Genomic DNA, 14,873 nt, shown 5'->3' with positions numbered 1-14,873 from the left:
GACATGACGCAGGAAGACACCCGACAAAGCGGCTACAACATCCACTGGCGGCGCAATCTCGCCGTCTGCTTCGCTGGCTCGTTCAGTACGCTCATCGCCATGACCCTGCTGCTGCCTTTCCTGCCGCTCTATGTCGAACAGCTCGGCGCGCAGGGACATGCGGCCATCGTGCAGTGGTCCGGCATCGCCTATGGCGCCACCTTCTTCGCCGCTGCCATGGTTGCGCCGCTGTGGGGACGCCTGGGCGACCGCTACGGCCGCAAGGTAATGCTGGTTCGCGCCAGTTTCGGCATGGCGATCTGCATGTCGCTGACAGGCATGGTCGAAACGGTCTGGCAGTTGGTGTTGCTGCGCCTGCTGATCGGTTTTGCCGGCGGCTATTCCTCGGGTTCGACCATATTGGTGGCCATGCAGACGCCCAAGGACCGCTCTGGCTGGGCGCTCGGCGTGCTGTCGGCGGGGATCACGGCGGGCTCGCTGGTCGGCCCCCTGCTCGGCGGCGCCTTACCGCCGGTCATCGGCATCCGCGCCACCTTCCTGTTGTCCGGCGGCGTCATCTTCCTCGCCTTCCTGGCCACCACCTTCCTGATCAAGGAGATGCCCCGCCCGAAGCCAGCCAAAGCCGCTTCGTCGGCAAAGGCGAAGAGCGGCTGGTCGCAGATCCCGGACAAACGTCCGGTCGTGGCGATGCTGACAACCGGTATGCTGCTTGCGTTCGCCACCATGTCGATCGAGCCGATCATCACCGTCTATGTCCAGCAGCTCATCGAGGACCAGAGCCGAGTGACGCTGGTCGCCGGCGTGGTGATGTCAGCGGCGGCGCTCGGCACCATCCTGTCGGCCTCCTGGCTCGGCAAGCTCGCCGACCGCGTCGGTCACTGGAACGTCGTCGTGGGTGCGCTCGCCGTCTCGGCCCTGCTGCTCATTCCGCAGGCTTTCGTCACCGACAGCTGGCAGCTGATAGGACTGCGCTTCCTGATGGGCCTGGCGCTTGGCGGCCTGCTGCCCTGCATCACCAGCGTCATCCGCCACAACGTCCCCGACGGTGTCGGCGGCAACGTGCTTGGCCTGGCGATTTCGGCGCAATATGTCGGGCAGGTCGCCGGACCCTTGACCGGCGGCTTCGTCGGCGGCCACTTCGGCATGCCGGCGGTGTTTCTCGGCACATCGGTGCTGATGGCCGGCGGTGCCGTCTACAACTGGATTGTCCAGTCGCGGCGGACACGGCATATGCTGCTGGAGGCGGGCGAGCCTTGAGGGATTCGCCCAAGTCGGCAATCGAAGGCGGCGCTATTATGAATCTCGCTGAATCCAACGCCAGCCGCATCCTGGTGCTTGCCGGCGGTCTCGTCGGTGCGGCAGGTGTGGCACTGTCGGCGGCGGCCGCGCACCGTGGCGGCGCCTTTACCGGCACGGCCGCATCGTTCCTCTTGATGCACGCGCCGGTGTTTCTCGCCGTCGGCCTTGCCGGCGCGAACCGCTTGCTGCGGATGGCCAGCCTGGCCCTGCTTGTCGGGCTTGTGCTTTTCGCGGGCGATCTGCTCGCCCGCGACTTCTTGGAATCGAGACTGTTTCCGATGTCGGCGCCGATCGGCGGCACCCTGCTCATCGCAGGCTGGCTGGCGATTGCCGCCTCCGCCTTGGTGCGCCCAAGACCCTGAGATGGCGAACGGTCAGTCTCGATGACGTTCGGATCGGACCCAAAGATCGCGACCGCGCGAGGCTCGCCTTGTCCGGCGCGGCGCCTCGGGCCGCTCGGCGGCCGGCGCGATGCCCCAATAGTTGCGATAGATGTCTTCGAACAGATGCTTGACGGGATGCATGGTTTTTCTCTCTCTTGAATTGAATCGATCCAATCGGCAGTCACAAAAAGGCAGCGCCGATCAGCTCCGCTTGCGCTCCACCAGAAAGCGAAGGTCCCGAATCCATGGGCCGGCATGATTTCGACGTCTGGACCTGCTGGAGGCCGGCGCAACGCTCCAGTCGTTGCGATAGATGTCTTGAAAAAGATAGTTGACGGGATGCATGGCGCACCTCCCCTTCGGTCGTTTCGCCAGCTTGAATCTGCCGGCTTGGATCGATTCAAAGATAGGTCTTCGGCTGCCGTTGGTCAAGCAGAATTTGAATCGATCCAACGAAAGTGCTAGATGCAAACCCGGAACGTGCTAAATGCATGTCAGGAGGCACGCGCAAAATGGCGTCACTCACCGCAGGCAATCGACGACCCGTCCGGCTGGCCGACATCGCCAAGGCCGCAGGTGTCTCGCATGGCACCGCGTCCAATGTCTTCAGCCGCCCCGAGATCGTGCGCGAGGAAGTCCGCGAACGGGTCAAGGCGGCTGCCGAGGCGATGGGCTATGGCGGCCCGGATCCGAAGGGCCGGCTGCTGCGGGCCGGCAAAGTCAATGCCATCGGCGTGGCCACCGCCGAGCCCCTCTCCTACTTCTTCGACGATCCCTTCGCGCGCGTCATGATGGCGGGCATCTCGCAAGCCTGCGACGCAACCGGGGCCGGGATCTCCCTGGTCTCGGCCGCCAACAACGAACAGCTTGCCTGGAACATCCAGAGCGCGCTGGTCGACGGCTTCATCGTCTTCTGCATCGAAGGCGGCTCGCGCCTGGTGGAACTGGCACGCGAGCGCAAACTGCCGTTCGTGGCGCTCGATCTGGATTCGCAGGACGGTTCGGTCGCGGCGATCGGCGTCGACAACATCGCCGGCGCCGGCATGGCGGCGCGCCATCTCACCGATCTCGGACATCGCCGCTTTGCCGTCCTGGCGCTGCCTTTCGCCGACAACAGGACAGGCCTTGTGTCGCCAGAACAGGTTCGCGCCGCGACCTATGCGGGGACGCGCGACCGCCTCACCGGTTATCTCCAGGAGCTTTCGCGGGTTGGCGTCGACATATCCAAAGTGCCCGTCTACGAGACCGCCAACGATGCGGCCACCACGAAAGCAGGGCTCGAAGCCATTTTCGCTTCCGGCGAACCGCCCACGGCCATCCTGGCGATGTCGGACAGAACAGCCCTGGTGGCGCTTGAATGGCTGAGCGCGCGCGGGCTGGCCGTCCCCGGCGACGTTTCCGTCGTCGGCTTCGACGGCGTCCCGGAAGCAGCGACGTCCAAGCCGCCCTTGACCACGATCGCCCAGCCCATCGCCGAGATCGGCCGCCTTGCCGTCAAGGCGATCCTGGAAAGCGACGGCAGGGTCAGCCGGCAGCTTCTGCCTGTCGAACTGATCGTGCGGGCCTCGTCGGCTCCGCCACGCGGCTGAGCCGCGCGGCCAAGCTCAGCGATTGGCTCTTGCCACGGCGGAGATGCCGAACGGCGCGCGGACCGGCGTGACATCCTTTTGCTTCGCACGGGCTTTGCCCGAGCCTGCGATGGTCGACAGCCATTCGAGATAGAAGGCGAGCGCGAACTGCATGGCGATGCCGGCCGATAGCAGCAGGCTGTCATAGACGAGCCCGCCCGGATTGATCAGCCTCATCACCTGGGCGAGCATGGCAATCAGCGTGCCGGCGACGAAGACCGGAAGCGAGCGCTTGCCCAGTATCGCCAGCGGATGGTCGGGGCTGGTCCGGAACAGACTGGAGAGCGCCGGCAGGGCGACGATAAGATAGCTGACCGCCAGGATGTGCAACAGCCGCGGCAACGACAGGAAGGTCTTGTCGAAGCCGCCGATCACCACCGGCAGCTTGAACCAGGTTATCTGCCCCCACAGCGGACTGTGCACCCAGACCAGCGCCGTCAGCACATAGGTCGCGGCGGCGCCGACCAGCCAGCGATTGACCGGGATGACACCGCCACGCCTGACATGCAGCATGGCGGCCAGGCCGATGTTGAACAGGAACTGCCAGGACAGCGGGTTCAGGAACCAGAAGCCAGGCTCGGGATAGTTGGGCGGGGCGATCTGCCAGATGCCGGCGACGAGCCACAGCGCACCGGACACGACAAGTGTGGCGACGGGCCTGTAGCTGACGAACAGCACGAAGGCCGGCGCCATCAAAAGCAGCACGGCATAGACAGGCAGGATGTTGTTGTAGCCAAGCTGATGGCCGAGCGTGACGATGCCGACTAACACTTCCGGTGGGTTCTTCATCAGCGGCTCGATGTTGATCAGCTTCAGCAGGTCCGGCCGCCTGGCAAACACCGCCACGGCGCAGAACAGGGCCATCACCGCCATGGTCGTCACGATGTGGGTGACGTAGAGCACACCCGCCCGCCGCCACATCTTCAAGGTTGCGAGAAGCCGGCCGCCCGGCCGGAATTTCGTGCCGTAGGCGAGCGCGACCGAGATGCCGGAAATCAGCACGAACGCTTCGGCCGCGTCCGAGAAACCGAAATTCTTGTAGGTCAGGACCTCGAAAGGCGTGCCCGGCACATGGTCGACGAAGATGGTGAGCAAGGCGAGCGCGCGCAGCACATCGATACGCGTATCGCGTTCCGGCGAAATGGGGGCCGGCGAAATGGGGGTGGTCATCGACAAAAGGCCTCAAAGCTGGTTGTTCATGTCCAGCAATGCGACCCCCGGGGCGCACCGCTTCGATTCCTCCCAGGGGAGTGTATCGGCGCAGAAACGGGCTGGAATGCGCCCGGTTCAATCAACTTTCGCGGAGCATGAAAATATTGCGTTTTGAAGCCGGCAAATTCAGCGAAACCTCATATAATCAAGAGGATGCGGAATGATGGGCGACAGCGTCGAAAATGGCCCGCTGCTCATGGATCTGGCCTTTCCCTACCGGCTTCTGGGTGCCGGCGGGAGCCGCCGTGAATGCCTGTTCCTGCTCCATGGTTCCGGTGTCGACGAGACGACCCTGGTGCCGCTGGCGAGACAGATCGCGCCCGACGCCGTGCTGATCGCGGCGCGTGGCCGGATCCCCCATGAGGACGGTTTTCGCTGGTTCGAGCGGATTACCCCGACGCGATTCGAACAGGAAAGCATCCTTGCAGAAACCGCCGCCTTCGCGGCGTTCGCCGGCGAAGCGGCCAAGCGCCATGGGCTTGATCTCGCCCGGGCAACATTCCTCGGCTATTCGAACGGCGCCAATCTCGTTTCAAGCCTGATGCTGCTGCATCCGGGCATCGTGCGCGGAGCGGCGCTGCTGAGGCCAATGCCCGTGCTCGAAATGCCTGTACTCGACCAGGCGCCGGCCGCAACCCTCATCGGAACACGAGCGCTGATCATCGCCGGAGCAGCCGACGAGACCTATGGGCCCTTCGCGCCGGCGCTGGTGATGCTGCTCAGCCGCCACGGCAGCGAGATCGACGCCCGGATCATTCCATCGGGCCATGAAATCGGCGATCCGGACGCGGCGATCGTCAGGCAATGGCTGGTGGGACCGGCGGCGATACAGCGAAGCTGAGGCTTCTGTCCCGAACGGTCAGAGTGTCGATCTGCGCTCGGCCGTGCGGGCCTGCGGAATCCGCGTGGAGAGGCAGCGCCTACCCCCGCCCCATCCTGTTCCAGGCATCAAGGCCCGCGATCTTGTAGGCCTCGGCAAGCGTCGGGTAATTGAAGGTGTTGTTGACGAAGAAGTCGACCGTGCCGCCGAGATTGATCACCGCCTGGCCGATGTGGATGAGTTCGGTAGCGCCCTCGCCGACGATGTGCGCGCCGAGCAGGCGACGCGTTTCGATCGAGAACAACAGTTTCAGGAAGCCGGTGTTGACGCCCATGATGTGACCGCGTGACGTCTCGCGGAAGCGCGCCACGCCAACCTCGTAAGCGGCGCCACTCTCGCGCACCTGTTCCTCCGACTGGCCGACGGTCGAGATTTCCGGCACCGCGTAGATGCCATAGGGGAATGTTTCCGGCGGCGGCGGCAATGCCACGCCGAAGGCATGGCAGGCGGCGACCCTGCCCTGCTCCATCGAAGTGGAGGCGAGACTCGGAAAGCCGATGACGTCGCCGGCGGCGTAGATGTTCGGCACGCTGGTCTGGAAGGTCTGCGGGTCGACCTTGATGCGGCCTCGGGTATCGGCATCGATGCCGACCACATCCAGCCCCAGGCTGCCGACATTGCCGGTGCGGCCGGCGGCGTAGAGCACGACCTCGGAGCGAATGGTGCGGCCATCGGCCAGTTCCACCTCGGCGGCTTCGGGCTTGGAGCGGATTTCCTTCACCGCGCTGCCCAGCCTTATCGTCATGCCGCGATCACGCATCTGATGGATGAAATCGTCGACGATTTCGCGGTCGACGAAATCGAGGAGGGAGTTGCGCGGCTCGACCAGCGTCACCGGCACGTCGAGAGCGGAAAAGATCGTGGCGTATTCGACACCGATGACGCCGGCGCCGATCACCGTCAGCGTGCGCGGCAGGCGGTCGAGTTCCAGCATCTCGTCGCTGTCGAAGACGCGGGTCTTGTCGAAGGGCACGTCGCGCGGCCGGTGCGGCCTGGTGCCGACCGCGATCAGCGCATTGGCGAAACCGACTTCACTGTAGTCGCCATTGTCGGTCGTCAGGCTGACTTTGTTTGGACCGAGAAATTTTACCGCGGCACGTGCGCTCTTGACCGTGTTGCGCATGAACTGGTGCTGCAGCACCTCGACCTCATGGTCGAGCGTCTTGTGCAGCCGCTCGACCAGGTCGCCGACCGAAATATCCTGCTTGACCCGGTAGCCGCGTCCATAAAAGCCGCGTTCGCGCCAGCCCGAGAGGTTGAGCACCGTTTCGCGCAGCGTCTTGGAAGGGATGGTGCCTGTGTGCACCGAGACGCCGCCAAGACGCCGGCCCCTATCGACCACCAGCACCGATTTGCCGAGCTTGGCGGACTGCACCGCGGCGCGGCGGCCGGAAGGGCCGCTGCCGATGACCAGCATGTCATAGTCCATAGTGCCCCGTTCCCCTGCCCCTCGGCGCTTTGGTGCGCCGCAGCAAGCTAATGCCATTCGCGCGGCAAATTCAACCGGTTCAGCTTGCGCCAGACGCCGTTCCGTCCTTGCGCCCGCAATGAAGCCCGATCTTGATTCCGGCACGGGCCTTCACCATTTCATTGTCGAGCGGCCCGCACCCTATGTCGGGCCCTGTTACGAGGAAATGACATGAACGCGCGCGTTCTCGACGGCGAAATCATCAACACCAGGCTCGACGATGTCAGGGCCTATGAAGGCGTGCGCACAAGGCGCATCCTGGCCTTCGTGCTCGACTATATCATCGTCGCGCTGCTCAGCATTCCGTTCGCCATACTGGTGTTCTTCCTGGGGCTCTTGACCCTCGGCCTTGGCTGGGTGCTGTTTGGCGTCCTCGTGCCGGCCGTTGCCATCCTCTACATCTGGAACACGCTGGGCAGCACCGACCAGGCAACCACGGGCATGAAGATGATGGGCATCCGTCTCGACCGGCTCGACGGTCGGCCGATCGACGGGCTCACCGCGGTCGTCCATTCCGTGCTGTTCTGGGCCGGCAACGTCATCCTGTCGCCGCTCGTCCTGCTGGTGACCCTGTTTGCCGACCGCAAGCGCACGCTGCATGACCTTTTGCTCGGCACCGTGGTCAGCCGCACCGGCCGTTGACGGCATTTTCTGGAAGCGCTACCGCCATATCGGCGCAAATGTGAAGGCGTCTGTTCGTCCGCACCTTCACAATCCTGTTGAATTTTTCGCTTTCCGCGCCAAAGGTAGAGCGACTCGAAGGAGTGTTTCCAAGGCTCGATGACGCAGCACCCGACCCAGTCGCCGCAGTTCTTCCTGACCGCGCCGTCGCCGTGCCCTTACCTCGACGGTCAGTTCGAGCGCAAGGTGTTCACGCATCTGGTCGGCGACAAGGCGTCGGAGATGAACGATCTCCTGACGCAAGGCGGCTTCCGGCGCTCGCAGAACATCGCCTACAGACCGGCCTGCGAGACCTGCCGCGCCTGTGTGTCCGTGCGCATCCTCGCCCAGGAATTCACCGCCAGCCGCAACATGAAGCGCGTGCTGCAGCATAATTCCGACCTCGTCGGCGCCATGCACAATGCCGAGCCCTCGACCGAACAATATTCGCTGTTCCGCAGCTATCTCGATGCCCGCCATCGCCGCGGCGGCATGTCCGACATGACGGTGCTCGACTACGCCATGATGGTCGAGGATACCCATGTCGACACCAAGGTGATCGAGTACCGGCGCCGCGGCCCCGATACCTTCATCACCGGCAAGGGCCAGGGCGAACTCATCGCCGTGGCGCTTACCGACAAGATGGCCGACGGCCTGTCGATGGTCTATTCCTACTTCAATCCCGATTTCGAGGAGCGTTCGCTCGGCACGTTCATGATCCTCGACCACATCGCCCGCGCCAGGGCGATGGGCCTGCCCCATGTCTACCTCGGCTACTGGGTCAATGGCTCGCGCAAGATGAATTATAAGATGCGCTTCATGCCGCAGGAGCATCTCGGCCCCAAGGGCTGGGAACGCTACATCAACGAAGCGGTTTCACGCTGAGTTTTTCCACGGCCCACCCTTAAACTGTTTCAAGGCAGGGGATGCTGGTCTTTCAGCCGGTTGGCTGGAGAGAGTGCGCCATTGCACCGGCTGGCCGCCAGCCTGCATTTCATTGCGAAAGTTCCTGCATGTCCTCTCATTACGATCACCAAAAGGGTCTCTTGATAACCGCCATCGGCGGGCTCACGCTCACTGTCGACATACCGTTGATCCGCCTCGCCGACGGAGGCGCATGGACGATCATGCTGCTGCGCACCGGCACGACTTTCGTCGCGGCCATGGTCATTTGGTCGGTCTGGCGGGCACTAAGCCGAAACGCCCCGCCGCTCATCCCCGGCTGGTCCGGCCTGATCGTGGCGATATGCTACGGGCTGACGGGGATCACCTTCGTCACCGCCGTCTATCACACCTCGACCGCCGACCTGGTGTTCATCCTGGCCTTCAACACCGTGTTCGCGGGCTTGCTGTCGTGGATATTCCTGCGGGAAAGGCCGTTGCTGGTGACCATCGCGGCGATGGCGATCATGATCCTCGGCGTGCTGGTCATCGTCGGCGGCTCGGTCGGCACCGGCAAGCTGTTCGGCGATTTCATGGCGCTGTGCTCGGCCTTCTTCATCGCGGTGGCCATCACCATCTCGCGCGCCAGCGGCAAGGACATGGGCTTCACCTCGCTCGTCGGCGTCCTTCTGCCGCTTGGGCTGGCGGCCTTCATGGTGTCAGGCGAAGGCTTTCATGTGAACGCGCCATGGTGGATCGTCTTCAACGGCGCCGTCATCATGCCGATCTCGTTCTTCTGCCTCGCCGCCGGGCCGAAATACATTTCAGGACCGGAAGTGGCGATGTTCTACCTGCTCGAAACCGTGCTGGCGCCGGTCTGGGTGTGGATGATCTTTGCCGAGGCACCGACCCGCAACAGCCTGATCGGCGGAGCGATCCTGATCGTCACGCTGGTCGCACACTCGCTCTGGCAGCTGCATGACGGGCGCAAGCGCCGGGTCGATTTCGCGGTGCATCACCCGGTCTAGCGACAATTCGGCTTACGGCGCAAAGCCGGTCCTTATCAGGCGCTGGCTTTCTTCGCCGCATTGGATTCCGGCAGGACCTCGATTTGCGGACCGGCCTCGATTTCGGCCGCCGAATCGGCGGCCGTCTCGTCGCCCAGTTCCACCTCGCGCAGCCATTCGCGCCAGATCGCCACCAGCAGCGCCATCAGCACCGGGCCGATGAACAGGCCGAGGAAACCCATGGTCTTGACGCCGCCGATGAGGCCGAAAAAGGTCGGCAGGAAGGGCAGCTTTATCGGGCCGCCGACGAGCTTCGGGCGCAATGTCTTGTCGACGATGAACAGCTCGACCGCCCCCCACAGGAACAGCGCCAGGCCGGCCATCGGCGAACCGCTGGCAGCGAGGTAGATCGAGACCAGCGTGAAGGACAGCGGTGCGCCGCCGGGTATCAGCGCCATGACGCCGGTCAGGGCGCCGAGCGTCACCGGCGATGGCACCCCGGCCAGCCAGTAGGCAATGCCCAGCACCAGCCCCTCGCCGATGGCGATAACGGTCATGCCGGTCACGGTCGAGGAGATCGTCGCCGGCACGACGCGCGAGATCCGCTCCCAGCGGGTCGGCAGGATGCGTTCGCCGAGCCGGTCGACCTGGCCGGCAAAGTGTTCGCCGTCGCGATAGGCGAAGAACAGCGCGATCATCATGAACAGCAGCGTCAGCAACAGCCCGAAAGCACTGCCGCCGGCGGCGAGCACGCCGCGATAGATGCTGCCGATATTGGCGCCGCTGATCAACTGGATCAGCTCGCCGATGCCGCCGGGATGGCCAAAATTGTCCGTCCATTGCTCGTTCAGCCACTCACCGATGACAGGCAGCATGGCAATCCAATGCGGTGTGGTGGCACCGTACCGATTGGTCTCGATCGCCCAGCCGACCCACTCGCGCACCTCGTTGATGGCGTAGGTGCCGGCAAGCGCGATCGGTATGACCAGGAAGGCCAGGATGAACAGGATGGCAAAGGTGGCGGCAATGGTGCGGTTGCCGCCGACGCTGGCCAGCAGGCGACGGTAGAGCGGCCAGCTGGCGAAGGCGATGACGAGCGCCGCCAGCACCGGGAACAGGAAGCCGTGGAAGAAATAGACGCCGGCGGCGACGATCAGCACCAACAGCCAGCGCGCCGCCGACAGCGGCGGAATGACCGCGGACCGCAGGGGCGTCGACAGGCCGAACAGGCGCTGCTGCCGTTCCGGTTTCTGGATTTTTGCTTCCTTCAAAACGCCCGTCTCTCCCAAACACCCCGTTATGCACGGATATAGTGCAGCAATCGTGACGATACTCCAAATGAGTTGGGGGAGTGAGCGATCTCCCCCCTCGAGGGGGAGATGGCCGGCAGGCCAGAGGGGGTCGCCGCCCGTAAGGCGCTAGCCTCTTCTGTTAAAAGCAGGAGGTTGCGTCCGGTCGAACCGACCCCCTCTGTCGCCTTCGGCGACATCTCCCCCTCGAGGGGGGAGATTAGTGCGCTTGCCGCCCGCGCCGCTGTCTTGGNTTCTGTTAAAAGCAGGAGGTTGCGTCCGGTCGAACCGACCCCCTCTGTCGCCTTCGGCGACATCTCCCCCTCGAGGGGGGAGATCAGCCGCTACCCAAACTTCCCCGTCCTCGGGAATCCCTTCGGCACCATCCGGCCGGCCGACGCGCGGGCGCCGATCCATTCGGCCAGTTCCTCGCGCGACCGGGTAAACGTGCGGTCGGCCGAATCCTGCCAGGACAGACCGGTCTCCAGCGTGAACGGCTTGAGGTCGAGCAGGCCGCCATCCTTGTATTTCTGCAGCCGCACGCCTTTGCCGCGACCCATTTCCGGGATGTCTGAAAGCGCGAACACCAGCATCTTGCGGTTCTCGCCGACGATGGCGAGATGATCGCCGGTGAGCGGGACGCAGCGCTTGGCTTCGTCCGGCGCCTTGACGTTCATCACCTGCTTGCCCTTGCGGGTGTTGGCGACGACTTCCTCCTCCGGCACGATGAAGCCGTTGGCGTCATGGGAGGCCAGCAACAGCTTGCGCTTGGGATCGTGGACGAAGGCGGTGACGATGTCCTGGTCATTGTCCATGTCGACGATGATGCGGATCGGTTCGCCATGGCCGCGCCCCCCCGGCAACCGGTCGGCGCCGATGGTGTAGAACTTGCCGCCGGTGGTGAACACCAGCACCTTGTCGGTGGTCTGGGCGTGGAAGGCGAGCTTGAGGCTGTCGCCCTCCTTGAAGGTCAGCGTCGACAGATCGGCCAGATGGCCCTTCATCGCCCGCAGCCAGCCCTTTTCCGAAACCACCACGGTGACCGGCTCGCGTTCGATCATGGCATGGGCGATGTCGGTCAGGTCGTGCTCGGGCGCGTCGGCGAACTGGGTGCGGCGCTTGCCGAGCTCGGTCTCCGGGCCGAACTTCTCGCGGATGCTGGTGACTTCCCACTTGATCGTCGACCATTGCTTGGCGTCGGACGCAAGCAACGCCTCGATCTGCTTCTTCTCGGTGGTGAGGCCGTCGAATTCCTTGCGGATCTCGAACTCTTCCAGCTTGCGCAGGGCGCGCAGGCGCATGTTGAGGATGGCTTCGGCCTGGGTGTCGGTGAGCGACCAGCGGGCCATCATCACCTGCTTGGGCTCATCCTCCTCGCGGATGATCTTGATCACCTCGTCGATGTTGAGATAGGCGATCAGATAGCCGGCGAGGATCTCCAGCCGTCTTTCGATCTCGCCCAGGCGATGTTTCGAGCGGCGGACGAGCACGTCGCGGCGATGGTCGAGCCATTCCTGCAGCACGCCCTTGAGCGACAGCACGTTGGGCACCTTGCCGCGCGACAGGACGTTCATGTTGAGCGGGAATCTGCTTTCGAGCTCGGTCAGTTTGAACAGCGATTCCATCAGGATGCCGGGATCGACCGATCGGCTCTTGGGCACCACCACGACGCGGATGTCTTCGGCACTTTCGTCCCTGATGTCTTCGAGCAGCGGCAGTTTGCGGGCCATCAGCAACTCGGCGATCTTCTCGATCAGCCGCGCCTTCTGCACGCCATAAGGGATTTCGGTGACGACGATGCTCCAGGTGCCCCTGCCCTGGTCTTCCTGGCTCCACTTCGACCGAACACGAAAGCCGCCGCGGCCGGTCTCGTAGGCTTCGAGGATGGAGGCGCGGCTGTCGACGATGATGCCGCCGGTCGGGAAATCCGGACCCTGGACGAAATCCATCAGCTTCGCCACCGGCGCGTCCCGGTGCTCGATCAGGTGAAGTGCGGCGTCGCAAAGTTCGGCTGCGTTGTGCGGGGGGATCGACGTCGCCATGCCGACGGCAATGCCCGACGAGCCATTGGCCAGGAGGTTCGGGAAAGCGCCGGGCAGCACGACCGGCTCCTCGTCCTCTTCATTGTAGGTCGGCCGGTAGTCGACCGCGTCCTCGGTGATGCCGGCAAGCAGCTCGGTCGCGACGTCGGTCATGCGCGCTTCGGTGTAGCGCATGGCGGCGGCGTTATCGCCGTCGATGTTGCCGAAATTGCCCTGCCCGTCGACCAGCGGATAGCGCATCGAAAAATCCTGCGCCAGCCGCACCAGCGCGTCATAGATCGACTGGTCGCCATGCGGGTGGAACTTGCCCATCACCTCGCCGACGATGCGGGCGCATTTGGCGAAGCCCTGGTCGGGGTTGAGCCGCAGCAGGCGCATGGCATGCATGATGCGGCGATGGACCGGTTTCAGTCCGTCGCGCACGTCGGGCAGCGCCCGATGCATGATGGTCGACAGCGCATAGGCGAGATAGCGCTCTTCCAGCGCCTTCTTCAGGTCGACCGGTTCGATATGATCGCCACCGCCATTGTCAGGCGGCAAAAGCCTTTTTCCCATGGGCTGGAACTAGCCGAGCGGGTGATTCGCGGCAAGTGGCGCGTGCCGGGCCAATCAACTTGCGTCCTTTGTGCAACATGAAGCCGAAAGGTCCGGCTTGCCGGCCAACATCAATCTGTTACACGCCGCATCTATTGCCAAGCGCGACGGCGCTGCGTGACCCGCTCTTCATGCCAAATTCACCGCTTTAGACAATGACGTTCGGATCGGGTTTGCCTTTCGCCGCGATTTTTGACCAATGTGCCGGGGATACGCCTTTTTCCCGTCCAGTTCGTCACGGAATGGTGATGGCGCAAAGAATTGAAAAACAATTTCAGAACACTCTCAGGGACCTTGTGATGACAATCAACCGCTCAATTCTCCGGAAATTCGCTCTTTCGACCTTCTTGCTCACGCTGCCACTGAATGCGGCCCTGGCACAGGACGCCGCCGTCGCCGACCGGCTGAAGGCGGCGCTTTCCGCGCAGGGAGTCGACATCTCCTGGACCGGCGTGACCGGCGACAACACCAGCATGGTGCTGCAGGGCGTCGCGATCAAACCGGCTGCGGAAAAGGAAGCCCTGCCGATCGGCGACGTCAAGCTCGAGGGCGTCACCGAAGCCAATGGCGGCTATGACATCGCCACCGTGTCGACGTCGGCCTTCGAACACAGCAAGGATGGCGTCACCCTCAATCTCAGCCCCTTCGTGATCCACGACATGACGGTTCCGGCCGATGGCTCCACCGGCCCGCTGGGCTCGCTGATGATGTACAAATCCGCCGAACTCGAAAACATGACCGTCAAGGTCGCCGACAAGACCGCCTTCTCGATGGACGGCCTTGCCATAGAGATCACGCCGCCGGCCGACGGCAAGGCGATGGAATTCACCGGCACCACGGAAAAGTTCAATGCGGACCTGACGCTGGTCGACGATCCCAAGTCGAAGGAAGTCATCAACGCTCTCGGTTATCAGAATATCTCGGGCAACCTCGAAATGGCCGGCACCTGGCAGCCCTCGGATGGCAAGATCGAACTGTCGAAATATGACATTTCCGTCGAGAATGCCGGAACGCTCGGCATGACCTTCGACCTCGGTGGCTACACGATGGATTTCGTCAAGTCGCTGCAGGAGATGCAGAAAAAGATGGCCGCGCAGCCCGAAGGCGCCGACAATTCCGCGCAGGGCATGGCCATGCTCGGTCTTTTGCAGCAGCTTTCGTTCAACAGCGCCTCGATCCGCTTCGACGACGATTCGCTGACCAACAAGGTGCTGGATTATGTCGGCAAGCAGCAGGGCATGTCGGCCAAGGACATCGCCAACCAGGCCAAGGCAATCGTGCCGTTCGGCATGGCGCAGCTCAACAATCCGGAACTGACGGCGCAGGTGACGGCAGCCGTCGGCAAGTATCTCGACGACCCGAAGAGCCTCGAAATCTCGGCCGAGCCGCCGGCATCGGTGCCGTTCGCGCTGATCATGGCGGGCGCCATGTCCAACCCGCTCGACCTGCCGAAGACGCTGGGCGTCAGCGTCAAGGCGAACGAAGACTGATCGAAGTTAGCTCAAGACATGGAAAAGCCCGGCAGCGAT

General features: G+C 63.6%; 13 protein-coding genes. 8 read left to right on the top strand and 5 right to left on the bottom strand.

Annotation, left to right across the window (positions count from 1 at the left end; genetic code table 11):
• Nucleotides 1-3 precede the first annotated feature (3 nt).
• Nucleotides 4-1,257: a multidrug efflux MFS transporter gene (locus X741_RS139990; protein ID WP_023780314.1), complete on the top strand. Its 1,254-nt coding sequence runs from the start codon at nt 4-6 to the stop codon at nt 1,255-1,257.
• A 38-nt stretch (nt 1,258-1,295) separates the two neighbouring features.
• Nucleotides 1,296-1,661 (top strand): DUF423 domain-containing protein, encoded by a 366-nt coding sequence (locus tag X741_RS139995; protein WP_023780313.1) that lies wholly within the window; start codon nt 1,296-1,298, stop codon nt 1,659-1,661.
• A 12-nt stretch (nt 1,662-1,673) separates the two neighbouring features.
• Here X741_RS139995 and X741_RS1000000170575 read toward each other — a convergent pair whose 3' ends face one another.
• Nucleotides 1,674-1,823, bottom strand: a complete 150-nt coding sequence (locus tag X741_RS1000000170575) for a hypothetical protein (protein ID WP_023780312.1) — start codon at nt 1,821-1,823, stop codon at nt 1,674-1,676.
• Nucleotides 1,824-2,194: 371 nt separating this feature from the next.
• Between X741_RS1000000170575 and X741_RS140000 the strand changes: the two genes are divergently transcribed.
• Nucleotides 2,195-3,271 carry a substrate-binding domain-containing protein gene (locus X741_RS140000; protein WP_023780311.1) on the top strand — a complete coding sequence of 359 codons (1,077 nt, stop codon included), beginning with the start codon at nt 2,195-2,197 and terminating at the stop codon, nt 3,269-3,271.
• 15 nt (nt 3,272-3,286) lie between these two features.
• Here the strand turns inward: X741_RS140000 and X741_RS140005 are convergent, their stop codons facing one another.
• Nucleotides 3,287-4,480, bottom strand: coding sequence for an OpgC family protein (locus X741_RS140005; protein ID WP_031250581.1), 1,194 nt, complete (start codon nt 4,478-4,480; stop codon nt 3,287-3,289).
• Nucleotides 4,481-4,682: 202 nt separating this feature from the next.
• Here X741_RS140005 and X741_RS140010 point away from each other — a divergent pair, with 202 nt between their 5' ends.
• Nucleotides 4,683-5,363, top strand: coding sequence for an alpha/beta hydrolase (locus X741_RS140010; RefSeq protein WP_023780309.1), 681 nt, complete (start codon nt 4,683-4,685; stop codon nt 5,361-5,363).
• Nucleotides 5,364-5,442: 79 nt separating this feature from the next.
• Here the strand turns inward: X741_RS140010 and sthA are convergent, their stop codons facing one another.
• Entirely contained in the window at nt 5,443-6,831 is a 1,389-nt protein-coding gene (sthA, locus tag X741_RS140015) for a Si-specific NAD(P)(+) transhydrogenase (protein ID WP_023769378.1), read from the bottom strand.
• 210 nt (nt 6,832-7,041) lie between these two features.
• Here sthA and X741_RS140020 point away from each other — a divergent pair, with 210 nt between their 5' ends.
• The 3 genes from X741_RS140020 to X741_RS140030 all read left to right on the top strand — a co-directional run bounded on the left by X741_RS140020 (nt 7,042) and on the right by X741_RS140030 (nt 9,440).
• A complete protein-coding gene (locus tag X741_RS140020; protein WP_023780308.1) occupies nt 7,042-7,512 on the top strand; it encodes an RDD family protein in 471 nt (156 codons plus the stop codon).
• Nucleotides 7,513-7,650: 138 nt separating this feature from the next.
• On the top strand, nt 7,651-8,415 hold the full coding sequence (locus X741_RS140025; protein WP_023769376.1) for an arginyltransferase: 765 nt from the start codon (nt 7,651-7,653) through the stop codon (nt 8,413-8,415).
• Nucleotides 8,416-8,543: 128 nt separating this feature from the next.
• A complete protein-coding gene (locus X741_RS140030; RefSeq protein WP_023780307.1) occupies nt 8,544-9,440 on the top strand; it encodes a DMT family transporter in 897 nt (298 codons plus the stop codon).
• Nucleotides 9,441-9,475: 35 nt separating this feature from the next.
• Here X741_RS140030 and X741_RS140035 read toward each other — a convergent pair whose 3' ends face one another.
• Entirely contained in the window at nt 9,476-10,690 is a 1,215-nt protein-coding gene (locus X741_RS140035; RefSeq protein WP_023780306.1) for an AI-2E family transporter, read from the bottom strand.
• Nucleotides 10,691-11,052: 362 nt separating this feature from the next.
• Nucleotides 11,053-13,305 (bottom strand): DNA topoisomerase IV subunit A, encoded by a 2,253-nt coding sequence (parC, locus tag X741_RS140040; protein WP_023780305.1) that lies wholly within the window; start codon nt 13,303-13,305, stop codon nt 11,053-11,055.
• A 338-nt stretch (nt 13,306-13,643) separates the two neighbouring features.
• On the opposite strand from parC, the gene X741_RS140045 reads away from it, so the two are divergent.
• Nucleotides 13,644-14,834 (top strand): hypothetical protein, encoded by a 1,191-nt coding sequence (locus X741_RS140045; protein WP_023780304.1) that lies wholly within the window; start codon nt 13,644-13,646, stop codon nt 14,832-14,834.
• The last annotated feature ends 39 nt before the right edge of the window (nt 14,835-14,873 follow it).

Origin of the sequence: Mesorhizobium sp. LNHC221B00, from assembly GCF_000502935.1 — a bacterium.
Taxonomy (GTDB): Bacteria; Pseudomonadota; Alphaproteobacteria; order Rhizobiales; family Rhizobiaceae; genus Mesorhizobium; species Mesorhizobium opportunistum.
Note: the sequence above shows the minus strand (reverse complement) of the source record. Positions and strands in the feature narration are given on the sequence as shown.

Bases quoted from the DNA above. Each gene is read 5' to 3' on its own strand.
- X741_RS139990 (WP_023780314.1), top strand. From the start codon at position 4: ATGACGCAGGAAGACACCCGACAAAGCGGCTACAACATCCACTGGCGG.
- X741_RS139995 (WP_023780313.1), top strand. From the start codon at position 1,296: ATGAATCTCGCTGAATCCAACGCCAGCCGCATCCTGGTGCTTGCCGGC.
- X741_RS1000000170575 (WP_023780312.1), bottom strand. From the start codon at position 1,823: ATGCATCCCGTCAAGCATCTGTTCGAAGACATCTATCGCAACTATTGG.
- X741_RS140000 (WP_023780311.1), top strand. From the start codon at position 2,195: ATGGCGTCACTCACCGCAGGCAATCGACGACCCGTCCGGCTGGCCGAC.
- X741_RS140005 (WP_031250581.1), bottom strand. From the start codon at position 4,480: ATGACCACCCCCATTTCGCCGGCCCCCATTTCGCCGGAACGCGATACG.
- X741_RS140010 (WP_023780309.1), top strand. From the start codon at position 4,683: ATGATGGGCGACAGCGTCGAAAATGGCCCGCTGCTCATGGATCTGGCC.
- sthA (WP_023769378.1), bottom strand. From the start codon at position 6,831: ATGGACTATGACATGCTGGTCATCGGCAGCGGCCCTTCCGGCCGCCGC.
- X741_RS140020 (WP_023780308.1), top strand. From the start codon at position 7,042: ATGAACGCGCGCGTTCTCGACGGCGAAATCATCAACACCAGGCTCGAC.
- X741_RS140025 (WP_023769376.1), top strand. From the start codon at position 7,651: ATGACGCAGCACCCGACCCAGTCGCCGCAGTTCTTCCTGACCGCGCCG.
- X741_RS140030 (WP_023780307.1), top strand. From the start codon at position 8,544: ATGTCCTCTCATTACGATCACCAAAAGGGTCTCTTGATAACCGCCATC.
- parC (WP_023780305.1), bottom strand. From the start codon at position 13,305: ATGGGAAAAAGGCTTTTGCCGCCTGACAATGGCGGTGGCGATCATATC.
- X741_RS140045 (WP_023780304.1), top strand. From the start codon at position 13,644: ATGACAATCAACCGCTCAATTCTCCGGAAATTCGCTCTTTCGACCTTC.